The sequence below is a fragment of the Umezawaea tangerina genome, from assembly GCF_003002815.1.
In the GTDB taxonomy this organism is placed as follows: Bacteria; Actinomycetota; Actinomycetes; order Mycobacteriales; family Pseudonocardiaceae; genus Umezawaea; species Umezawaea tangerina.
This window is the reverse complement of record NZ_PVTF01000022.1, coordinates 60,064-81,774: the sequence shown is the minus strand read 5'-3', so window position 1 is coordinate 81,774 and position 21,711 is coordinate 60,064. Positions and strand designations below refer to the sequence as shown.

Below are 21,711 nucleotides of genomic sequence, written 5' to 3'. Positions count from 1 at the left end.
TCCTCGTTCTGGTTGGCCTGCGTCGATCATGCCGCCCGGCGGGGGATGAACGCGGCAAGCAGGAGTCCTACCAGCGCCGCGCCCGCGGCCGTGATGAAGCTGATGTGGAAGCCGAGCCTGGACGGGCCGGTGGCCGTGGCCGTGTTGGCGAGGATCGTCGCGAGCACCGCGCTCGCGGTGGACGTGCCGATCGACCGCATGAGGGTGTTGACGCCGTTGGCCGACGCGGTCTCGCCCCGCGGTACCGACCCCATGATCAGCGCGGGCATCGCGGCGAACGCGATGCCGATGCCGCCGCCCATCACCGCCGAGGCGACCACGATCTGCCACACGGCCGTGGTCAGCAGGACCGCCGAGCCGTTGCCGACGGCGATGACGAGCACGCCGACCAGCAGCGTGGTCCGGGCGCCGTAGCGCGCGGACAGGCGGGCCGAGAGCGGGGACAGCAGCATCATCACCAGTCCCAGCGGGGCCACCGAGAGCCCGGCCTGCAGCATCGACAGCCCGAACCCCTGACCGGTCTCGACCGGCGCCTGCAGCAGCTGGGGGAACAGCAGGGCGGAGGCGTACATCGCGAAGCCGATCAGCACGGCCGACAGGTTCGTCAGCAGCACCGGGCGCCGGGCCGAGACGCGGAGGTCCACCAGCGGGTCGGTGGTGCGCAGCTGGTAGAGGCCCCACGACGGCAGGACCGCGACGGCCGTGCCGAACAGCCCGAGCGTCGCCGCGCTGGTCCACCCCCAGCCCGCGCCCTTGATCGTCGCCATCAGCAGCGCGGTCAGCCCGACCGACAGCCACAGAGCGCCGAGCAGGTCGAATCGCGCCCGCGGAGCACGGGGGCTCTCCGGCACGACGAAGCGGACCAGGGTCGCGCAGACGACCCCGAGCACCGCCGAGCCCCAGAACAGCACGTGCCAGTCGGCCTGCTGCGCGACGACCGCCGACAGCGGCAGCCCGATCGCGCCGCCGACGCCGAGCGTGGCGCTCATCAGGCCCATCGCCGCGCCGACCCGGTCGGCCGGGAGCTGGTCGCGCATGATGCTGATCCCCAGCGGCACCACGCCCATGGCGCACCCCTGGAGCACCCGGCCGAGCACCATCGGCCACACCGACTCGGTCAGCGCGCTGACCACCGAGCCGACGACCAGCGCGGCCAGGCTCACCAGCAGCACCCGGCGCTTGCCGTAGAGGTCGCCGAGCCGTCCGCTGACCGGTGTGATCACGGCCGCGGCCAGCAGCGTCGCGGTGATCACCCACGAGGTGTCGACGGGGGAGGCGTGCAGCAGGCGGGGGAACTCGGGGATCAGCGGGATGACGAGCGACTGCATCAGCGACGCGGCCAGGCCGCCGGAGGCGAGCACCGCGACGACCAGTGCGGGTGAGCGGGTCGCGAGCGGTGCGGAGGTCGGCTGGACGTCGAGTACTTGTCCTGTCACCTGTCCAGGGTATTGGACTAACAGGTTGGTTAGCCGTGGTTGTGACGAGATGCGGCCAACGTTCGCCCGGCTGGTCGGCGGGCTGGTTCGATCTACGGCGAATTGCCCGAATTGCACGCGGAAGCCCTTTGGTGCCACCGCGTTCGCCCTAGAGTCGACACCATGGGCGTGCGGACGGACGACGGGTGCGAGCTGTGGGCGAGCGCGACGGGTGCCGGTGAGCCGGTGGTGCTGTGCCACGGCGGCCCCGGCCTGTGGGACATGTTCGGCGACCTCGACCTGCCCGCCCGGCTGGTCCGCTGGGACCAGCGGGGGAGCGGGCGGTCGCAGCGGCGCGGCCCGTACTCGACGGCCCGAACGGCGGCCGACCTCGACGCGGTCCGCGAGCACTTCGGCCTCGACCGGATGGTGCTGCTCGGCCACTCCTGGGGCGCGCAGCTCGCCCTGCGCTACGCGCTCGACCACCCGGACCGGGTCACCGCGCTCGGCTACGTGTCCGGCGTCGGGCTCGGCTGGGACTGGCGCGAGGCGTTCTCCGCGAACTTCGAAGCCCGCCTCGGGGACGGGTTCGCCCGGTGGGAGGAGCTGCGCGGCCGGGCGCGCGACGAGGCCGAGGAGCGCGAGCTCGCGGTCCTCCAGTGGTCGGTGGAGTTCGTCGACCCGACCACCGCGACCGCGTTCGCCGAGCGGATGGCCACGCCGTGGTTCGGCGTCAACCACGAGTGCAACGCCGCGATCGACGCCGAGGACCGGCGCACCTGGCGGGAGGACGAGCTGGTCGAGGCCTGCCGAGGGCTGGAGGTGCCGACGCTGATCGTCGACGGCGCCCACGACGTCCGGCCGCGCACGGCGGTCGACTCGCTGGAACGCGCGCTGCCGAACGCGACGCGGGTGGTGCTGGACACCGGGCACGTGCCGTGGCTCGAGGCACCGGAGGAGTTCACGGCGGCGTGCACGAGGTACCTGCTGCGCGGGTGAAGGGGCGGGCCGTACCGCCCGCCCCTCCGCCCGCGTGGACGTCCTCCCCGGCGGCTGGGCGGGCGTCCGGGTGCTGCCCGGTCCGGAGCGGACGGTCAGAGCAGCTTGTCCAGGGTGATCGGCAGGTCCCGCACGCGCCTGCCGGTCGCGTGGTGGACGGCGTTCGCGATGGCGCCCGCGACACCGGTGATGCCCACCTCGCCGATCCCGCGCAGGCCGAGCGGCATGGTCGGGTCCGGGTCGTCGAGGTACTCGACGTCGATGCGCGGGATGTCCGCGTGCACCGGCAGGTGGTACTCCGACAGGCTCGGGTTCATGATCCGGCCGGTGCGCGGGTCGACCAGGGTCTCCTCCGACAGCGCCATGCCGATGCCCATCACGATGCCGCCGCGCAGCTGGCTGCGCGCCATCTTCGCGTTGACCACGGTGCCGACGTCGAACACGCCGAGCCAGCGGGACACGCGCACCTCGCCGGTCTCCGAGTCGACCCGCACCTCGCAGAACTGGGCGCCGGACGACGCCTTCACCCAGCGCCGCTGGTCGAGCATGAACTTGGACATGAACCTCAGGTTCCCGGCCAGCTGCCCCAGCTTGGTGTCCGAGCCGACGGTGGCGTCGATGGACGGCCTGCCCGCCCTGGCCAGGATCTCTGCGTAGGTCTCGCCGACACCGCCCGCGAACAGCCCGCCGTCGCGGGCGGTGAGGTCTTCCAGCTTCCGCCCGGTCAGCGGGGACGAGCCGGACTTCTTGGCCAGGCCCAGCAACGACTTCTTCAGCTTCTCGCACGCGGTCAGCAGGCTCGCCGCGACGCTCGCGGTCTGCGTCGACCCGCCGGCCATGGGCGCGATCGGCATGGTCGTGTCGCCGTACTCGACCCGCACGGACTCGTAGGGCACGCCGAGCGCGTCGGCCGTGATCTGCGCCTGCGCGGTCGCGCCGCCCATGCCCATCTCCTGGAAACCGCTGCGCACCACCACGGTGCCGTCCACCGACAGCCGCACCACGACGTTCGCGCCGAGCTGGAGCTGGGGGAAGAAGGCGGTGGCGACCCCCATGCCCACCAGCCACTTGCCGTCGCGCATCGAACCGGGCTCCGGTGTGCGGTCTGCCCAGCCGAACTGCTCGGCGCCGCGGGCGTAGGCCTCGGTCAGCCTGCGCTGGGAGAACTTCTTGCCGTGCAACGGGTCCGTCTTCGGCTCGTTGCGCAGGCGCAGCTCGATCGGGTCGACGCCCAGCTTGGCGGCGAGCTCGTCGACCGCCACCTCCAGCGCGTACGTGCCGATCGCCTCGCCGGGGGCGCGCATCGGGGTGTTGGAGACCTGGTCCAACCGGACGACGTCCTGCTTCAGCAGGATGTTGTCCGCCGCGTACACGTACCTGGACTGCGAGGTCACGGGTTCCGGCATGCCGCCGACGTTGCCCGTCTGGGTCACGCTGGTGTGGATCAGCGACGTCAGGTGCCCGTCCGCGTCCGCGCCGAGCGCCACCCGCTGCACGGACGGCGTGCGCGCGCCGACCGTGCGGTAGACGGCCTCCCTGGTGAGCACCATCCGCACCGGCCTGCCGGTGACCCTGGCCGCCATGACGGTGAGGATCGTGCCCGGCCAGATCATGCCCTTGCCGCCGAAGCCGCCACCGACGAACGGGGCGATCACCCGGATGCCCTCGACCGGCACGGAGAACTTGTGCGCCAGGTGCTTCTGCAGCCAGGTGATGGCCTGCGCGGCGTCGTGCACGGTGAGCCGGTCGCCGTCCCACGACGCCGTCGTGGCGTGCGGCTCGATCGCGTTGTGGTGGTGCATCGGCGTGGAGAACCGGAGGTCGACCGACACGGCCGCCGCGGCGAGCGCCGCCTCCGCGTCGCCCTTGTCCGCCCCCACGGGCATGATCATGCTGCTCGGCTGGGGGACGGAGTTGGGGACCTCGGCGTGGAAGTCCAGTGTGGACGGCAGCTCGTCGTAGGTGACGCGGACGAGCGCGGCGGCCTCGTGCGCGGCGTAGGGCGTGTCCGCCACCACGACGGCGACCGGCTGGCCGTTCCAGAACACCTCGTCGGTGTTGAGGTAGTTGACCGTCGAGCCGGACGCGAGCGTCTCCATGTTCACCATGTTGACGGGCACGGGCGGCTTCATCGGCGGGGCGGTCTCGTGGGTGATCACCGCGATCACGCCGCGCACGGCGGAGGCCGCGGCCGTGTCGATGGCGGTGATCCGCCCGCGGGCGATCGTCGAGTGCACCATCGCGGCGTGCGTGATGTCGGGGTAGGGGACCTCGGCGGTGAACTCCGCCTGACCGGTGGTCTTCACGACCCCGTCCACGCGGTCGATCGACCTGCCGACGTACCTGGTGGGGACGTCGACCTTAGGTGGGTTCTGGACCTGGGTCACGCCGCGCCTCCCTCGGTGAGCAGCTGCCGCAGCGTGGCCACGACCGCCCGCTTCGCCAGCTCGATCTTGAACTCGTTCTGCGACCGGCCGACGGCGGGCGCCAGCTCGGCCTCGGCGGCCAGCCGGAACGACTCCTCGGTCGCCGGGGCGCCGAGCAGCACGCGCTCGGCCTCGTAGGCGCGCCACGGCTTCGCGGCGACGCCGCCGAGCGCGAGCCGGACACCGGTCACCGTGCCGTCGGCGACCTCCAGCGCGGCGGCGACCGACACGAGCGCGAACGCGTACGACGCCCGGTCGCGCACCTTGCGGTAGCGCGAGGTCGCGGCCAGCGGCGACGGCGGCAACTCGACGGCGGTGATCAGCTCGTCGGCCTCCAGCGCCGTCTCGACCTGCGGCGTGCCACCGGGCAGCAGGTGGAAGTCCACCAGCGGGATCCGGCGCTTCCCGCGCACGCTCTCCACCTCGACGACCGCGTCGAGGGCCGCGAGGGCCACGCACATGTCCGACGGGTGCGTGGCGATGCAGTCCTCGGACGTGCCGAGGATCGCGTGGTTGCGGTTGAAGCCGCCGATCGCGTCGCAACCGGCGCCGGGCTCGCGCTTGTTGCACGCCGCCGTGCCGTCGTAGAAGTAGGCGCACCTGGTGCGCTGCAGCACGTTCCCGCCGACCGTCGCCATGTTCCGCAGCTGCGCGGACGCGCCGGTCAGCAGAGCCTGGGACAGCATCGGGTAGCGGCCGCGGATGAGCCGGTCGCCCGCGAGGTCGCTGTTGCGCACCAGCGCGCCGATCCGCACACCGCCGTCGGGCAGCTCCTCGACCCCGGTCAACGGGAGCCGGGTGATGTCGATGACGGTGTCGGGGTGCTCGACGCCCTCGCGCATCAGGTCGACCAGGTTCGTGCCGCCGCCGAGGAACTTCGCCCCCGGCTCGGTGGAGATCGCCTGGACGGCCGTGGCCACGTCGTCGGCGCTGAGGTAGGCGAACGTCCTCATCGGGTCGCCACCTCCTGGATGGAGGCCACGATGCCGTTGTAGGCGCCGCAGCGGCACAGGTTGCCGCTCATCCGCTCGCGGATCTCGGCCTCGGACAGCTCGACGTCGGTCGCGCACAGGTGCTCGGTGACCGCGCTCGGCACGCCCGCCTTGTGCTCGGCGAGCATCCCGACGGCCGAGCAGAGCTGGCCGGAGGTGCAGTAGCCGCACTGGAGGCCGTCGTTGCGGACGAACGCCGACTGCAGCGGGTGCGGGCCCTCGTCGTCGGCCAGGCCCTCGACCGTGGTGATGTCCCGGTCGTCGTACTGCACGGCCAGCGCCAGGCAGGAGTTGATCCTCCGCCCGTCCACGAGCACCGTGCACGCGCCGCAGGCGCCCTGGTCGCACCCCTTCTTGGTGCCGGTCAACCCGAGCGTCCCGCGCAGCGCGTCGAGCAGGCTGACCTGCGGTGGGAGGTCGAACTTCTCGTCGACCCCGTTGACCCGCATCCGAACCTCGACCACGTGAACCGCTCCTTCGTGACGTGCCCTGCTTGCTCGCCACGTTAACGGAACGACGTTGCTTTAACAACGTCCCAGTGTCCTCTTATGTCTCAGGTGGTCTCCAGGGACCGGTGCCGCTCCTCCGCGATGGCCGCGAACTCGTGGATCAGCGGACTGCGGCGGGAGGCGTCCCAGACCAGGCAGACGTGGTCGGGGCCGATGTCGCCGATCGGGACGTGCGTCAGGTCCGGGCGGCTGTGGAACGTCGCCACCGACAGCGGCAGGACGACCACACCGGCACCCGAGGCGACGTGTTCGAGCCTCTCCTCGACGGTACGGACGTCGGTGCGCGCGTGCCGCGATCCGGCGCGCACCCCGGTGGCGACATCTCGCCATTCCGGTGCGGCGGCGGGATCGCGCACCAGGTGCTCGTGGGCCAGGTCGGTGATCGAGACGGACTTCCTGGCGGCCAGCCGGTGCCCGACCGGCAGCACGACCACGCGCGGCTCGGTCGTCAGCGGCCGCACCTGGAGCCCGTGCCGGTCGACCGGCAGCCGCACGAAGCTCACGTCCACCCGTCCGTCGTGGACCACGTCGGTCTGGTCGTCCCAGCCGGTGCGCACCACGTCCACGGTGAGTCCGGGGTGGCGGCTCGCCAGCTCCCGGATCGGCGCGGACACGGCCAGCCCCGGCAGGGACCCCACGGTGAACCGGTCCGCGCCGCGCGCCGCCCGCCCCACCCTGCGGCGCAACGCGTCCGCGTTCGCGAGCAGCGGCCGGGCGTCGGCGAGCAGCTGCTCCCCGGCGGGGGTGAGGGTGGTGCCCCGCTTGTCCCGCAGGAGGAGCCGGGCCCGCAAGTCCTCCTCCAACGCCCTGATCTGCCGGGACAGCACCGGCTGCGCGATGTCCAGCGCCCGTGCCGCGCGCCCGAAGTGCAGCTCCTCGGCGACCGCGACGAAGTACCGCAGCTTGCGCAGGTCCACGTCCACCGCCCACCTCCACGAGTCGCTTCCAGCGTAGGACGCCCGCGGGGCCCCGCCGGGCGGCGAAGGCGAACGGCGCAGCCGGTTGCGACCGCGGCCCGGCCGTCCGGCGCCCGAACGCGCGGAGCCGCGGGGAAAACCGGTGACCACGGCGGTGACGGGTCCGCGGGCGGCCGGGAAAACACCACTCGCGCCCGGCCCGCGACAGTCCACACCGGACCGCTCTTTCCCGGTGCGCCAAGCGTTCCCGGCGGCCCGATAGGATCGCCGCCATGTCCCGCGCCGAGGCCACGAAGGCCCGCATCCTGGCCGCCGCGACGGCGGAGTTCTCGGCGTTCGGCATCGCGGGCGCGCGGGTCGACCGCGTCGCCGCGGCGGCGGAGGCCAACAAGAACCTCATCTACGTCTACTTCTCCAGCAAGGACCGGCTGTTCGACGCGGTCTTCGACGCCCACGTGGTGCAGGTGATGGACGAGGTCCCGTTCACCGCCGAGGACCTGCCGTCCTACGCGGGCGCGCTGTTCGACTTCTACCTGGCGCACCCGGACCTGCCCCGCCTGGCGACGTGGCACCGGCTCGAACGCGGTGCCCTGGAACAGCTGCCCGCGGTGGCCGCGTCCTACCGGTCCAAGGTGGACGCCGTCACGCGGGCCCAGGCCGAGGGGCGGGTCACGACGGCCCGGTCACCGGAGATCGTGCTGGCACTGGTGTTCGCGCTCGCCGGGACGTGGGGCCCGGCGTCACCGACGGCGTTCCCGTCCGCCGACGGCGACGCCGCGCGACGGGAAGCCGTGGTGGACATGGTGCGCGGGCTCGTCGGCGTGCCGGGCCCGCTCTAGTCGACGCCCGTGACCAGACCCGCGATGAAGACGCGGGCGAACCGGCTGACGGTGGGCATGAAGTCGAGGCACGCCTTCGCGAGCTTCGGGTCCGCGGCGTAGAGGGCGGCCAGCGCCTCCGGCGGGTGCGAGGCCTGCCAGGCGGTGGCGGCGAAGCAGCCGACCGCGCTGATCACCTCGAACCCGCGGTCCGCCCCGATCTCCGGCACGACCCGCACGGCGAGCGCGGACAGCGAGTCGACGGCCTCGATCGCGGCGAGCTTGAACTCGCGCACGGCACCCGGCGAGACGTGCCGCTCCAGGTTCATCGGCGCGTGCGCCAGCAGGTCGCAGAACAACGGCCGTTCCGCCAGCGTCCGCGACAGCCCCTCGGCCAACGCCCGCGCACCGGACGCGCCCTCCAGCTCGGCGTGCACGGCGGTGCTCCACTCCTGCCAGCACTCCGCGCCGATGAGCAGGAAGATCTCCTCGCGCGTCTCGAAGTACCGCAGGATCGCCGACTTGTGCACCCCGACCTCGGCGGCGATGTCGCCGAGGCTGACCGACCGCACGCCCCGGCGCAGCGCGAGCTCCCGCGCCGCGGCGCGGATCGCGTCGTGGCGCTGCTGCTTGTGCTCGGGCCTGCGGGCGCGCAGGAAGGTCGGAGTGCACTCCACGACCCCAGGTTAGTCGACCCTCACCTGTCGGCGCGTCCCTGCGCCGAAGGTCGTGACCTGGCATTGTCTACAGCTCCTGGAACGGACAACGGAGGACTCATGACCCGGATCGAGGTCACCGTCGCCGCACCGGTCGACGCGGTGTGGCAGGCCCTGCGGGACAAGGAGCAGGTCCGCCAGTGGCACGGCTGGGACTACCACGGTCTCGACGACGAGATCGACCAGGTCTTCTTCGCCGACGTGCTGGAGGAAGGCCGGGCGCTGCGCGTGCGGGGCGGCGACCGCTTCACCGTCGAACCCGACGGCGAGGGCACCCTGGTCACCCTGACCCGCGCCCCGCACGGGGACGACCCGGCGCTGGACGCCTACTACGACGACATCACCGAGGGCTGGACGACGTTCCTCCAGCAGCTCAGGTTCGCCCTCGAACGGCAGCCGGGGGTGGCGCGGCGGACTCTGCACTTCGCCGGGTACGCGGGGGCGGTGGGGGTCGAGGAGGCGTTGGGGTTGTCGGGGGTGGAGGGTCGGTACGCGGTCGATCTGGTGGGGGAGGCCGCGGCGGGGGAGGTGTGGTTCCGGTCGGAGAACCAGGTGGGGGTGACCGTGGAGAGTTGGGGGGAGGGGTTGCTGGTCATCGCTCGGACGCCGCCGTCGGAGGCGAAGCCGCATGCGGCGGTGATGGCGGTGTTGAGTACGTACGGGCTGGGGGAAGTGGAGTTCGGGGAGCTGGATGCGCGGTGGACTGCTTGGTGGGCGCAGAGGTATCCGGGGGATTGAGGGGTTCGGGGTGTGTCACCCGATTGGCGGCGGTGTTGGGGTCGCCGGGTGTTCTAGCCGCGGTGTGTCGCCCGGTATGGGTGCCGCGGTCTCCGGGGGTGTCGCTACAGCGGACCCATGTGCGGTCGGCTTGACTTGGGGCCCCTTTTTTGGGCTTCGTCGGGCGAAAAAGGGCAGGTGGTAGAGCCTGCCCGCCGCCGCAAGTCTAAGCCCAAAAACCCCAAGTCAAGCCGACCGCACGAGCGGACGAGCACCGCTCGCTTCCAGCGTTGCTGGGTGACGTGTGTGCTGCTTCCAGCGTTGCTGGGACGTTTGGCTTTTGTTCCAGCGTCAGGGTTTGCGGCCGATGGCGCCGACGATGCAGTGGGAGACCTGGTCGAGCTGCTTGATCTGGGGGCCGTCGGGCCACCATTCGGCGCAGAGGGCGAGGCCGGGTTCGATGAGGTCGAGGCCGGGGAACATGGCGAGGATCTCGTCGCGTGTGCGGAAGAGGCCGGTGCCCATGGGGCTGTGGAGGAAGGTGTCCTCCATGCGGCGGGCCAGTTCGCTGTGTTCGGGGGTTTCCGGGTCGTAGAAGTGCGAGATGCCGACGTACGAGCCGGAAGGCAGGGCGTCGACGTAGGTCTTCATGATGTCGGCGGGGGAGCGTTCGCCGTTGTAGTGGTGCAGCGTGCCCATCTGGAAGAGGGCGACCGGCTTGGTGAAGTCGATGTGCTTGCGCACGACCTCGTTGGCCAGGATCTTCTCCGGCTCGAAGATGTTCTCGGCGGTGAAGTGGGTCTGGTCGTTCTCCTCCAGCAGCGCGCGGCCGTGGGCCAGGACCACCGGGTCGTTGTCGACGTAGACGACCTTGGCCTCGGGCTGGAGGCGTTGGACGACCTGGTGGGTGTTCTCCGCGGTGGGCAGGCCGGAGCCGCAGTCCAGGAACTGGGTGATCCCGGTCTGGCTCGCGATGAAGCGGCTCGCCCTGATCAGGAACGCCCGGTTGTCCCAGGCCAGCGTGGCGGCCTCGGGCGCGACGCGCTGGACGCGGCGGAGGACCTCGCGGTCGATCTCGTAGTTGTCCTTCCCGTGCAGGAAGGCGTCGTAGACCCTGGCGATGCTCGCCTTGGTCGTGTCGATGTATACGGGTGCGGCAACGTCCGACGTGGGGGCGGTGCTACCGGGCATCAGAGGCCTCACAGAGCGTTGTTAACGAGGGTGTTTGTGCACCAGATCACAGTGCACCTAGCGTAAGCATATGGGCTCGAAGTGCGAGCATCAGGCACGAAGTTGACCTTGGCACCACGCGGTGTACGTTCTGTGACCAGGCGAAGTCGCCATCACTGAGCGCAACCGCTGTTCGGGTGGACCGGCTGCCACGTGTGGGCGCAAGTGCCGGGAAACTCAGGAGGACGGTTATGACCACGGTTGATCCCGCTGCCTCATCCGGTGGACCGACCGCTCTGCGGATCGTCCTGGGAGCCCAGCTGCGGAGGCTCCGCGAAGCCGCGGAGATCACGCGCGCCGACGCGGGGTACTCGATCCGCGGCTCCGAGTCGAAGATCAGCAGGCTCGAGCTGGGACGGGTCGGGCTCAAGGAGCGCGACGTCGCCGACCTGCTCACGATGTACGGCGTCACCGACCAGACCGACCGGGAGACGTTCCTGGAGATGGTCAAGCGGTCGAACCAACCGGGCTGGTGGCACCGCTTCAACGACCTCATGCCGGACTGGTTCCAGGACTACGTCGGCCTGGAGGAGGCGGCGGTCCGGATCCTGACCTACGAGCTGCAGTTCATGCCCGGTCTGATGCAGACCGAGTCCTACGCGCGGGCCATCGCGAGCCACGGCAGGCCGGACTCGGCGGGGCAGGACGTGGAACGGCGGGTCGGCCTGCGGATGAACCGCCAGAAGATCCTGCACAGGTCCGGTGCGCCCAGGCTGTGGGCGGTGATCGACGAGTCCGTCCTGCACCGGCCGATCGGCGGACGCGAGGTCATGCTGGACCAACTGGACCACCTGCTGGAGCTGACCAAGGAACCGCAGATCACCCTTCAGGTGGTGCCCTACCAGCTCAGCGGCTACGCCGCCGAAGGCCCGTTCACCATGCTCCGGTTCGGTGAGCCGGAGCTGCCCGACCTGGTGTACATCGAACACCTCGCCGGTGCCCTCTACCTGGACAAACGTGACGAGGTCGAGCTCTACAGCCGGGTCTTCGACCGGCTCACCGTGGACGCGCTGACCCCCGACCGCACCCGTCAGATGCTGAGCAAGGTGCGCGCGGAGATTTAACCCGATCAGCCTATGCACTCGCAGGTGCACGTGCATTTACCCGTGCGGCACCGGGTGCTACGGTCGGTGCTCAGTCGGATGCACGTGCAGATGCGCTCGGGGGCGATAGGTGGTGGCAGTGGTGACGAACGAGGTCCACAACGGCATGTCGGCGGCGCACCTCGCCGGGGCGACGTGGCGCAAGAGCGCCTACAGCGGCGCGCTCGGCAACTGCGTCGAGCTGGCCGAGCTGGCCGGTGACGTGGTCGCGGTGCGCAACTCCCGGTTCCCCGCCGGTCCCGCGCTGGTCTACACCCGCGCCGAGATCACCGCGTTCCTGGCGGGTGCCAAGAACGGTGAGTTCGATGACTTCGGTTGACGGCGCCGAGGTCCGGCTGCGCGAGTTGATCGCCCGCGGCTTCCAGTTCCTGCACCCCACCGACGAGCGCGGTGAGCTCACCGCTGTCGTCGGCGTGCGGGCGCACGACAACGTGATCGACGTGGTCCGGCTGCACACCGAGGACGACGCCGTCGCCACGCGCATGCCCGCCGACGAGCCCGACGTGCTGACCCCCAGCCGCTTCTCCTGGCGCACCCACGGCCCCGTGTGCTCGGTGCTGGAGGAGCTGCTGGACCTGCCGGACGACCGGATCGCCTGACGGATCCGCGGTCCCGTGTGGACCGCGGGCGCGTTTCCGCTTCGCCCCAAGCCTTTCCGCTCGACCGGCCCACGTCGACCGCACGGGGTCGATCCGCCCTCGGACACCGCCCGTTCACGCGGGCGCGGGGCCGGTGGGCCGAGCGACTGAGGGGTTCGCTCGACCCACCGGGCCTCGGCTCGTCCGCGGTTCGGGATGGGCCGCCGCGAGTCGTGGCGGCGCCGGACCACTCGGCCTCAGCGCGTCCCGGTCTCCGGGGCGAAGAGGGTGGCGAGCTCGGCGGGGGCGACCGCTTCGAGCTGGGCGTAGGTGCAGGACTCGGGAGTGCGGTCGGGGCGGAAGCGGGCCAGGCGGCTCATGTGGCGGAAGCGGCCGCCGGACACGTGCTCGTAGCGGACCTCCGCCACCCACTCCGGTCGCAGCGGTTCCCACGACAGGTCCTTGCCGACGCTCCAGCGGCTCTGCGCGCCGGGCACGCGGCCCCGCGCCTCGGCCCAGTCGCGCCACGGGTGGCCGTCCAGGGCGTCGGCGCGCAGCGGTTCCAGCTCGTCGACGAGCTCGCGGCGACGGGCGGCGGTGAAGCTGCTGGCGACGCCGACGTGGTGCAGCACGCCCTCGTCGTCGAACAGGCCGAGCAGCAGCGAGCCGACGCCGACACCGTCCTTGTGCCACCGGAACCCGGCCAGCACGCAGTCGGCGGTGCGCTCGTGCTTCACCTTCCACATGACCCGCTTGTCCTGCTCGTACGGCACGTCCGGCTTCGCCATCACGCCGTCGAAACCGGCACCCTCGAACCGGGTGAACCAGTCCGCCGCCACGTCCGGGTCGGCCGTGAGCGGGGTCAGGTGCACCCGTGACAGCCCACCGCCGAGCACGCCCTCCAGCAGCGCCCGCCGTTCGCTGAACGGCGCCGCCGTCAGGTCCCGGTCGTCCAGGGCCAGCAGGTCGAACGCGACGAAGCTGGCCGGGGTCTCCTCGGCGAGCTTGCGCACCCGCGAGGCGGCGGGGTGCAGGCGGAGCTGGAGGGTGTCGAAGTCGAGCCCGGTCCCGGTCACCATCACGATCTCACCGTCCACGACGCACCGCTCGGGCAGCACGTCGCGCAGCAGCTCGACCAGCTCGGGGAAGTAGCGGGTCAACGGGCGGTCGTTGCGCGAGCCGAGCTCCAGCTCGGCGCCGTCGCGGAACACCACGCACCGGAAGCCGTCCCACTTCGGCTCGTACACCAGTCCCGGCGCGCGCGGCACCTCGTGCACGGCTCGGGCCAGCATCGGCTTGACCGGCGGCATCACGGGCAGGTCCATCGCTGCAGGGTAGGTCGAACCGCCCGACCCCACCTCCCGGAACAGCAGAACGCCGCGGACCCCCCGAGGGGGCTCCGCGGCGTTCCGGAGGTGGAAGAGCGGCGCGCGTCACGACGCGACGCGCGCCGCCCGGCTCACGGGTAGCTGACCACGTAGGAGATCTGGTTGGCCTGGTTCGCCGTGGCACCGACGTTGTTGATCACGTTGGTGATCGTGCCGACGCCGCCGAGCGACACCGCCACCAGGTCCCGGAACTGCACGCCCGGCTTGTTCGGCACCTCGAACCCGCGACTGGCCACGACGGCCGGGTTCGTCTGGAAGAACGCGTAGCTGCCCAGCCCCCACGCCTGGTGGGTGGTCACCGAGTCGGCCACCTTGTAGGCCGCCCAGCCCTGGCTGCCGTTCCCGCTGCCCCACGAGGCGTTGTTCGGCGGGTCGTAGGGCATCTCGTTCTGGTAGAAGTACGTCTTGCCGCCGTTGCCGTTCCAGAGGGTCTGGTACTCCTGGTAGTGCTCGACGAACAGGCCGTACATGGTGACGTCGTTGCCGTTGACCACGAGGCCGTTGGCCGCGGTGTTCTGCGTCCAGCCGACGTTGTTGCCGTGGTCGGCGCGCCACAGCCACATGTGGTCGCCGATGACGTTGTTGCTGTTGACCTTCAGGCTGACCGAGGCCCGGCCGAGCGTGCCCGTTCCGCCGATGCGGATGAACACGTCGTGCAGGGACGTCGGGTTGCCCGAGTGGCTCGCGCTGGAGCCGGTGGGACCGACCTCGACGAGGACCGGCGAGTTGACCGGGCCGGCGTCGACGAGCAGGCCCGCGAGCTTGACGCCGTCCACATCGGACACCTGGATGGCGGCGGAGCCGTTGTCCGGCATCAGGGTGGCGAGGCCGAGGCCGAGCACGACGGTGTCGGGCCTGGTGACCTTGATGGACTCGCTGAGGTGGTGGACGCCGGGGGTGAACAGCAGGTTCCGGCCCGCGGCCAGCGCCGCGTTGATGGTGGACGTCGGCGAGCCCGGCTTCACCACGTAGAACTGGCTCAGCGAGATCGACGACCCGGCGGGAGCGCCCGCGCCCCACGTGGTGCCGCGCGAGTTGGCGCGCAGCGACGGGACGAAGACGTTGTAGTCACCGGAGCCGTTGATGTAGAGGAACGGCTTCTCGCGCACCTGCGGGGTCTGGTCGATGACGGTGTGCGAGGGGTTGGGGAAGTTCTGCGGCGGGGAACCGTTGGTGCCCTGGAACACCATGTTCCACACCGACCCGTTCCAGCCGCCGTTGAGGTCGGTGTTGCGGGTGTAGAACTGCTGCTGCGAACCGGACACGACGACGCCGTCGATCTTCGAGTCGGCGATGAAGCCGCCGCTCGCCCAGCCGTCGCCACCGTTCCACAGCTGGACCTGGCCGCGCAGGTGCATGCGCCGGTACGGCGCGGCCTGCGACACGGCCCACCGCTCGATCTGCCCGGCGGGCAGGGTCACCGAGAGGTTCTCGGCGGAGCGCCAGAAGTTCTGCGTCGCGTTGCCCTTGTTGTTCGGGTTGTCGCCCTGCTGCAGCCAGTCCGCCTCGACGCGCACGTGGCCGTTGAGGTTGACGTCGTCGGGGGACAGGCCCAGACCGGCGACCTGGGTGTAGAAGCCGAGGTTCACGTCGGCGTTGTAGCTGCCCGGCTTGAACAGCAGTGCGTAGCGCTCGGGGCCGAACTGGTTGGTGTGCTGCTGGTTCGCGACGGCGGTCAGCTTGGCCTGGATGTCACCGGCGGGCGTGGACGGGCTGAACACCGACACGTTCGGGCCGAAGTCCGGGTTGCGCGGGTCCGTCACGGGCACGTCGACGGTGCCGCTGGTGGTGTTGACCGAGAGCTCCCACAGGGAGTACCCGTAGCCGGTGCCGCGGACCGTGCCGAGCACCCGGACGTAGCGGCCGGTGCCGGTGACGTCCAGCGTCTGGTTGCCGCCGGTGCCGGTCGTGGTGCTGTAGACCGTCGTCCACGCCGACGCGTCGGCCGAGGTCTGGATCTGGAAGGACTTGCCGTAGGCGGCCTCCCAGCTCAGGCCCACCCGGCAGATGGACTGCGACGAGCCGAGGTCGACCTGCAGCGACTGCGGGTCGCTCGCGGCGCTCGCCCAGCGGGTTCCCGCGTTGCCGTCGACGGCCGCGGAGGCGGGCGTGCCCGCGTTCTCGGTCGAGGACGCCGTGGCGGGCTTGTTCAGCGCCACGTTCGCCGAGCCGCAGGCCGCGGACGGCGGAGCGTCGCCCTGGGAGCCGAGCACCTGGAACTCCCACAGGGAGTAGCCGTAGCCGGTGGCGCGGGCGGTGCCGAGCACCCGGACGTAGCGGCCGGTGCCGGTGACGTCGAGCGTCTGCACGCCGCCGGTGCCGGTGGTGGTCGTGTAGACCGTCGTCCACGTCGAGGCGTCGGCGGAGGTCTGGATCTGGAACGACCGCGCGTAGGCGGCCTCCCAGTTCAGCACCACCTGGTTGACGGTGGCGCTGGAGCCGAGGTCGACCTGGAGCCACTGCGGGTCGGCGGCGGCGCTGGACCAGCGGGTGCCCGCGTTGCCGTCGACGGCGGCCGAGGCGGGCGTGCCCGCGTTCTCGGTCGACGAGGCGGTGACGGTCTTGCCCTGGGAGAGCAGGACGGGGGCGGCGTTCGCGCTGGGGGCGGAGTCGGTGGACGAGAGGGTGCCGAGCAGCGTCGCGGTGGCGACGAGCAGGACGGAGAGCCTGCGCAGGGAGCGTCGGCGTGGGGACGGGGAGATGGGGACAGCGAGTCTCATGTTCCTGCCTGTCGGAATGAGGAGACGGCTTGGAGCCCGGAGGGGTGGGCAGGGTGTTCTGGGCGCGGTGCGACCCGCCGCGATGATCGGCGGGCCCTGCTGAGAGAGCGCTCTCTCGTTGATGTGTAACCGGTCCCGGAACCGGTTCCATGGGTGTGTGGTGGAGTTAACATCCCCGAAATTCGGCCGTCAAGGTTCCGCTCGAAGTTTCCTGGACCGGGACGGGCGCTACGCCGAACGTGGTTCTCCCCTTGGTGCCAACGGGTGTGCCGCGGCGTCCGGTCGTCGAAGGTGTCGCCGAATCGAGACGCCGTTTTCCGTTATTCCGGACCACCCCGGAACGTCGTGCGGCGGGACGTGCGTCACGCGGGCGGGAGCCCTTGCCGCCACTAGCATCGAAGGCGGTCAGGACCCGCGGTGAAGGGCGGTGCGATGGGTGCCGACGTCGACCGGCCGGGCGCCGTCCGCCTGCTCCGCTCGCCCTGGGCGCGACTCGTGCCGCTCGTCCTCCTCCTTGGTGCGCTGGCCGTCCTCGCCCTGGTGTACGGGGCGGGCGCTGTCGACGTCGCCAAGGGCTGGGTCGACGGGCTCGGCGTCCTCGGCCCGGTGGTGTTCGTCGTGGTCTGCGCCGTGGCGGTCATGGGCTTCGTGCCCGCGACGCTGCTGTGCGCCGTCGCCGGGCTGCTGTTCGGGCCCGTGCTCGGCATCCCGGTCGTGTGGACCGGCGCGGTGCTCGGTGCCGCGGGGTCGTTCCTGATCGGCCGACGGCTGTCGAAGGACGCGGTCGAGCAGCTCGCGGGCAAGCGGATGGCCGGGGTCAACTCCCTGCTGGACCGCTACGGCGCCGCGACCGTGTTCGTGCTCCGGCTGCTGCCGCTCGGACCGTTCGCACTGCTGAACTACGTGCTCGCGGTGACCAGCCTCGGGCTGCGCCGGTTCCTGGTCGGCACGGGCGCGGGCATCGCGCCCGGCATCGTCGTCTACACCGCGCTGGGCGGCACCGCCGACGACCCGTCCTCGCCCGCGTTCCTGCTGTCGCTGGGCGCGCTGCTGGTGCTGACGGTCGTCGGCGCGGTGGTCGCCCGCCGGGTCGCGAAGCGGACCCCACCAGCCTAGGACCTCCATCGCAAGAGTCCGCGTGACCTCCGGGGGCCGTGTCGCCCCCTGTCATCCCGCCGTTCGGCCGTTCCGCCTGGGCCGAACGGCTCCAGGCGTGCGCGAGGAGTAACTCCACGGTCGCGGGACCGTTGACGTAGCTGTAGCGCGTCTGTAACTCTTGCTCAACTCGACGCAAAAAAGTTGCATGATCTTGGAAAATCCTGGCAACGCTTCGTAATTACGTCTGGACCACCGTTCCCACTCCCCATCCCGTCGACGACCGGCCACCCCCTGTCCGTGACCGGCGGCCCCGCACCCGGTGTGTCCGGAGGTCTCCTTGCCACACCCGCTCCCCCTGCAGAGAGGAACGCAATGAGAACCACAAGCCTGATCACGCGGCTCACCGCCGCGTTGCTCGCGGGCAGCCTCGTGCTGCTCGCCGGGCCGGGCCTCCCGGCGAACGCGGCCCCGGCCGCACCCGCGGCGAACGCCCTGGGTGCCCGGCTCGCCGCGGCCGCCGTCTCCATCTCGGCCAGCAGTTCGCACGGCGAGTACCCGGCGTCGAACGTGAACGACGGCAACCAGGCCACCTACTGGGAGAGCGGCAGCAACGCCTTCCCCCAGTGGATCCAGGCCGACCTCGGTTCCTCGCTCGCCACGAACAAGCTCGTCCTGAAGCTGCCGACGGGCTGGGAGACCAGGACGCAGACCCTCTCCGTGCAGGGCAGCACCAACGGCAGCAGCTTCTCCGACCTGGCCCCCTCCAAGGGGTACGTCTTCAACCCGGCCACCGGGAACTCGGTGACGATCGACATCGCCGCCACCACGGTCCGGTACGTGCGGCTGAACATCACCGCCAACACGGGATGGCCCGCGGGCCAGCTGTCCGAGCTCGAGGTCTACGGGCCGTCGGGCGGTGACACGCAGGCGCCCAGCGCGCCCGCCAACCTCTCCTTCACCGAGCCGGGCACCGGGCAGATCCGGCTGTCCTGGAGCGGGTCCACCGACAACGTCGGCGTGACGGGCTACGACGTCTACGCCAACAACGCGCTGCGCACCAGCGTCGCGGGCAACGTCCTCACCTACACCGACACGCAGCCGGGCACCGCGACCGTGTCCTACTACGTGCGGGCCAAGGACGCCGCGGGCAACCAGTCGGCCAACAGCAACACCGTGACCCGCAACGGGACCAGCATCCCCGGTGGCACGAACCTGGCCGTGGGCAAGCCGATCACCGCGTCCTCGACGGTGTTCACGTTCGTCGCGACCAACGCGAACGACAACAGCACCAGCACCTACTGGGAGGGTGCGGGCGGCTCGTACCCCAACACCCTCGCGGTGAGCCTGGGCGCGAACGCCTCGGTCGACTCGGTCGTGCTGAAGCTCAACCCGGACAGCTCGTGGGGCACCCGCACGCAGAACATCCAGGTGCTCGGCCGCGAGCAGAGCGCCTCCGGCTTCACGAACGTGGTGTCGGCGGCCGACTACGTCTTCACCCCGGCGTCGAGCAACATCGTGACGATCCCGGTCGGCGGCGCGGCACTGGCCGACGTCCAGCTCCGGATCACCTCCAACACCGGCGCCCCGGCGGGGCAGGTCGCCGAGTTCCAGGTCATCGGCGTCCCCGCGCCCAACCCGGACCTCACGATCACCGGTGCCTCCTGGTCGCCCAGCGCCCCCGTCGAGACCGACGCCGTCACGCTGTCGGCGGTGGTCCGCAACGCGGGCGCGGTCGCCTCCGGGGCCACGACCGCCAACTTCTACCTCGGCTCGACGAAGGCGGGCACCGCCAACGTCGGCGCGCTGGCACCCGGCGCCTCGGCGACGGTGAGCGCCAACGTCGGCGCGCTGGCACCCGGCGCCTCGGCGACGGTGAGCGCCAACGTCGGCACCCGCACCGCGGGCAGCTACCCGCTGAGCGCCAAGGTGGACGAGGGCAACGTCGTCGTCGAGTCCGACGAGACCAACAACGGCTTCGCGAGCGGCAGCCCGCTGGTCGTCACCCCGGTCGCCAGCTCGGACCTGGTCGCGAACGTCGGCTGGACGCCGAACAACCCGGCCAACGGCAACGCGGTCACGTTCTCCGTGGCCATCAAGAACCAGGGCACGGTCGCCTCCGCGGGCGGCGCGCACGGCATCACGCTCCAGGTGGTCAACTCCACCACCGGCGCGGTCGTGCAGACCCTGACCGGCTCCTACAGCGGTGCCATCGCCGCGGGCGCCACCACCGCACCGGTCACCGTCGGCACGTGGACGGCGGCCAACGGCAAGTACACCGTCAAGGTGGTGCTGGCCAACGACGCCAACGAGCTGCCGGTCAAACAGCCCAACAACACCAGCGAGCAGCCGTTCTTCGTCGGCCGCGGCGCCAACATGCCCTACGACATGCTGGAGGCCGAGGACGCGGCCGTAGGCGGCGGCGCGACCGTCGTCGGGCCGAACCGCAAGATCGGCGACCTCGCGGGCGAGGCGTCCGGCCGCAAGGCCGTCACGCTGAACTCCACCGGCAGCTACGTCGAGTTCACCACCAAGGCGAGCACCAACACGCTCGTCACCCGCTTCTCCATCCCGGACTCCGCGGGCGGCGGCGGCATCGACGCGACCATCAACGTCTACGTCGACGGCGTGTTCCACAAGGCGCTGCCGCTGACGTCGAAGTACGCCTGGCTCTACGGTCCCGAGGCCGGTCCCGGCAACTCGCCCGGCGGCGAGGCCCGGCACATCTACGACGAGGCCAGCATCATGCTGAACTCGACGGTGCAGGCCGGCCACAAGATCAGGCTCCAGAAGGACGCGGCCAACACCACCAACTACGCGATCGACTTCATCAACACCGAGCAGGTCACCGCGATCGCGAACCCGGACCCGGCCAAGTACGCCGTGCCGACCGGCTTCGGCCACCAGGACGTGCAGAACGCGCTGGACCGGGTCCGGATGGACACCACCGGAACCCTCGTCGGCGTCTACCTGCCCGCGGGCACCTACCAGACCGCCAGCAAGTTCCAGGTGTACGGCAAGGCGGTCAAGGTCGTCGGCGCCGGTCCGTGGTTCACCAGGTTCCAGGCACCGTCCACCCAGGACAACACCGACGTCGGCTTCCGGGCGGAGGGCACGGCCAACGGCTCCACGTTCTCCGGCTTCGCCTACCTCGGCAACTACACCTCGCGCATCGACGGCCCCGGCAAGGTCTTCGACTTCGCGAACGTGGCCAACATGGAGATCGACGACATCTGGGTCGAGCACATGGTCTGCCTCTACTGGGGCGCCAACACGGACTTCGTGACGATCAAGAACTCGCGGATCCGGAACCTGTTCGCCGACGGCGTCAACATGACCAACGGCAGCACCAACAACCACGTCGTCAACAACGACGCGCGGGCCACCGGTGACGACTCGTTCGCGCTGTTCTCCGCCATCGACGCCGGTGGCGCCGACGAGAAGGACAACGTCTACGAGAACCTGTCCACGACCCTGACCTGGCGCGCCGCCGGTGTCGCGGTCTACGGCGGGTACGCCAACACCTTCCGCAACATCTACATCGCGGACACGCTGGTGTACGCGGGCATCACGATCAGCTCGCTCGACTTCGGCTACCCGATGAACGGCTTCGGCGCCGACCCGCCCACGAAGTTCGAGAACATCTCGATCGTCCGCGCGGGCGGCCACTTCTGGAACGGCCAGACCTTCCCCGGCATCTGGGTCTTCTCCGCCTCGAAGGTGTTCCAGGGCATCAGGATCTCCGACGTCGACATCGTGGACCCGACCTACAGCGGGGTCATGTTCCAGACGAACTACAGCAGTCCCGGCAACCCCCAGTTCCCGGTGAAGGACACGATCTTCACCAACGTGTCGATCACGGGTGCGCAGCGCAGCGGTGACGCCTACGACGCCAAGTCCGGTTTCGGGATCTGGGCGAACGAACTGCCCGAACCCGGCCAGGGCCCGGCGATCGGCACGGCCACGTTCACCAACCTGCGGTTGGCCAACAACGCGCAGGACGTCAAGAACACCACCTCCACCTTCACCATCGTCCGCAACTAGCGGACGTGGTGAAGCGGACGGCCGGCGGGGTCGACGGAGCCCCC

The 21,711-nt window shown here is 70.9% G+C and carries 17 protein-coding genes; 8 read left to right on the top strand and 9 right to left on the bottom strand.

The features are described from left to right. Positions 1-26: 26 nt before the first annotated feature. Positions 27-1,373, bottom strand: a complete 1,347-nt coding sequence (locus CLV43_RS44075) for an MFS transporter (protein ID WP_281262208.1) — start codon at positions 1,371-1,373, stop codon at positions 27-29. Between the two features lie 225 nt (positions 1,374-1,598). Between CLV43_RS44075 and CLV43_RS44070 the strand changes: the two genes are divergently transcribed. Then, on the top strand, positions 1,599-2,414 hold the full coding sequence (locus CLV43_RS44070) for an alpha/beta fold hydrolase (protein ID WP_106196504.1): 816 nt from the start codon (positions 1,599-1,601) through the stop codon (positions 2,412-2,414). Between the two features lie 95 nt (positions 2,415-2,509). On the opposite strand, the gene CLV43_RS44065 is transcribed toward CLV43_RS44070, so the two are convergent. From CLV43_RS44065 to CLV43_RS44050, 4 genes are all read right to left on the bottom strand, one after another. Beyond that, on the bottom strand, positions 2,510-4,801 hold the full coding sequence (locus CLV43_RS44065; RefSeq protein ID WP_106196502.1) for a xanthine dehydrogenase family protein molybdopterin-binding subunit: 2,292 nt from the start codon (positions 4,799-4,801) through the stop codon (positions 2,510-2,512). Then, positions 4,798-5,793, bottom strand: a complete 996-nt coding sequence (locus CLV43_RS44060; protein WP_106196501.1) for an FAD binding domain-containing protein — start codon at positions 5,791-5,793, stop codon at positions 4,798-4,800. The genes CLV43_RS44065 and CLV43_RS44060 overlap by 4 nt, the downstream gene beginning before the upstream one ends. Beyond that, the gene (locus tag CLV43_RS44055; RefSeq protein WP_106196499.1) at positions 5,790-6,296 is read right to left on the bottom strand and encodes a (2Fe-2S)-binding protein; all 507 of its coding nucleotides are present in this window, start codon (positions 6,294-6,296) and stop codon (positions 5,790-5,792) included. Before CLV43_RS44055 ends, CLV43_RS44060 begins: the two co-directional genes overlap by 4 nt. A gap of 89 nt (positions 6,297-6,385) precedes the next feature. Further along, positions 6,386-7,264, bottom strand: a complete 879-nt coding sequence (locus CLV43_RS44050; RefSeq protein WP_106196497.1) for a LysR family transcriptional regulator — start codon at positions 7,262-7,264, stop codon at positions 6,386-6,388. 266 nt (positions 7,265-7,530) lie between these two features. Between CLV43_RS44050 and CLV43_RS44045 the strand changes: the two genes are divergently transcribed. After that, the gene (locus CLV43_RS44045) at positions 7,531-8,097 is read left to right on the top strand and encodes a TetR family transcriptional regulator (protein WP_106196495.1); all 567 of its coding nucleotides are present in this window, start codon (positions 7,531-7,533) and stop codon (positions 8,095-8,097) included. Here CLV43_RS44045 and CLV43_RS44040 read toward each other — a convergent pair. Beyond that, positions 8,094-8,753 carry a TetR/AcrR family transcriptional regulator gene (locus tag CLV43_RS44040; protein WP_106196493.1) on the bottom strand — a complete coding sequence of 220 codons (660 nt, stop codon included), beginning with the start codon at positions 8,751-8,753 and terminating at the stop codon, positions 8,094-8,096. The two genes, CLV43_RS44045 and CLV43_RS44040, sit on opposite strands and share 4 nt — an antisense overlap. A 99-nt stretch (positions 8,754-8,852) precedes the next feature. Between CLV43_RS44040 and CLV43_RS44035 the strand changes: the two genes are divergently transcribed. Continuing rightward, positions 8,853-9,530 (top strand): SRPBCC family protein, encoded by a 678-nt coding sequence (locus CLV43_RS44035; RefSeq protein ID WP_106196492.1) that lies wholly within the window; start codon positions 8,853-8,855, stop codon positions 9,528-9,530. A gap of 330 nt (positions 9,531-9,860) precedes the next feature. Here the strand turns inward: CLV43_RS44035 and CLV43_RS44030 are convergent, their stop codons facing one another. Beyond that, positions 9,861-10,700 carry an SAM-dependent methyltransferase gene (locus CLV43_RS44030; protein WP_106196490.1) on the bottom strand — a complete coding sequence of 280 codons (840 nt, stop codon included), beginning with the start codon at positions 10,698-10,700 and terminating at the stop codon, positions 9,861-9,863. Positions 10,701-10,930: 230 nt separating this feature from the next. Here CLV43_RS44030 and CLV43_RS44025 point away from each other — a divergent pair, with 230 nt between their 5' ends. The 3 genes from CLV43_RS44025 (at position 10,931) to CLV43_RS44015 (ending at position 12,441) form a co-directional block, all read left to right on the top strand. Next, on the top strand, positions 10,931-11,803 hold the full coding sequence (locus CLV43_RS44025) for a helix-turn-helix domain-containing protein (protein WP_106196489.1): 873 nt from the start codon (positions 10,931-10,933) through the stop codon (positions 11,801-11,803). Between the two features lie 121 nt (positions 11,804-11,924). Beyond that, complete coding sequence (locus CLV43_RS44020; RefSeq protein WP_425445806.1) at positions 11,925-12,161, top strand: DUF397 domain-containing protein; 237 nt, start codon at positions 11,925-11,927, stop codon at positions 12,159-12,161. Continuing rightward, a complete protein-coding gene (locus CLV43_RS44015; RefSeq protein WP_106196487.1) occupies positions 12,148-12,441 on the top strand; it encodes a hypothetical protein in 294 nt (97 codons plus the stop codon). Before CLV43_RS44020 ends, CLV43_RS44015 begins: the two co-directional genes overlap by 14 nt. A gap of 236 nt (positions 12,442-12,677) precedes the next feature. On the opposite strand, the gene CLV43_RS44010 is transcribed toward CLV43_RS44015, so the two are convergent. Then, a complete protein-coding gene (locus tag CLV43_RS44010; RefSeq protein ID WP_211304852.1) occupies positions 12,678-13,745 on the bottom strand; it encodes an ATP-dependent DNA ligase in 1,068 nt (355 codons plus the stop codon). A 134-nt stretch (positions 13,746-13,879) separates the two neighbouring features. Next, entirely contained in the window at positions 13,880-16,528 is a 2,649-nt protein-coding gene (locus tag CLV43_RS44005) for a discoidin domain-containing protein (protein ID WP_106196486.1), read from the bottom strand. 432 nt (positions 16,529-16,960) lie between these two features. Here CLV43_RS44005 and CLV43_RS44000 point away from each other — a divergent pair, with 432 nt between their 5' ends. Then, positions 16,961-17,644, top strand: coding sequence for a TVP38/TMEM64 family protein (locus tag CLV43_RS44000; protein ID WP_146175145.1), 684 nt, complete (start codon positions 16,961-16,963; stop codon positions 17,642-17,644). A gap of 354 nt (positions 17,645-17,998) precedes the next feature. After that, a complete protein-coding gene (locus CLV43_RS43995) occupies positions 17,999-21,667 on the top strand; it encodes a discoidin domain-containing protein (protein WP_106196482.1) in 3,669 nt (1,222 codons plus the stop codon). The last annotated feature ends 44 nt before the right edge of the window (positions 21,668-21,711 follow it).

Bases quoted from the DNA above. Each gene is read 5' to 3' on its own strand.
- CLV43_RS44025 (WP_106196489.1), top strand. From the start codon at position 10,931: ATGACCACGGTTGATCCCGCTGCCTCATCCGGTGGACCGACCGCTCTG.
- CLV43_RS44000 (WP_146175145.1), top strand. From the start codon at position 16,961: ATGGGTGCCGACGTCGACCGGCCGGGCGCCGTCCGCCTGCTCCGCTCG.
- CLV43_RS44070 (WP_106196504.1), top strand. From the start codon at position 1,599: ATGGGCGTGCGGACGGACGACGGGTGCGAGCTGTGGGCGAGCGCGACG.
- CLV43_RS44015 (WP_106196487.1), top strand. From the start codon at position 12,148: ATGACTTCGGTTGACGGCGCCGAGGTCCGGCTGCGCGAGTTGATCGCC.
- CLV43_RS44045 (WP_106196495.1), top strand. From the start codon at position 7,531: ATGTCCCGCGCCGAGGCCACGAAGGCCCGCATCCTGGCCGCCGCGACG.
- CLV43_RS44030 (WP_106196490.1), bottom strand. From the start codon at position 10,700: ATGCCCGGTAGCACCGCCCCCACGTCGGACGTTGCCGCACCCGTATAC.
- CLV43_RS44005 (WP_106196486.1), bottom strand. From the start codon at position 16,528: ATGAGACTCGCTGTCCCCATCTCCCCGTCCCCACGCCGACGCTCCCTG.
- CLV43_RS44010 (WP_211304852.1), bottom strand. From the start codon at position 13,745: ATGGACCTGCCCGTGATGCCGCCGGTCAAGCCGATGCTGGCCCGAGCC.
- CLV43_RS44035 (WP_106196492.1), top strand. From the start codon at position 8,853: ATGACCCGGATCGAGGTCACCGTCGCCGCACCGGTCGACGCGGTGTGG.
- CLV43_RS43995 (WP_106196482.1), top strand. From the start codon at position 17,999: ATGAGAACCACAAGCCTGATCACGCGGCTCACCGCCGCGTTGCTCGCG.
- CLV43_RS44060 (WP_106196501.1), bottom strand. From the start codon at position 5,793: ATGAGGACGTTCGCCTACCTCAGCGCCGACGACGTGGCCACGGCCGTC.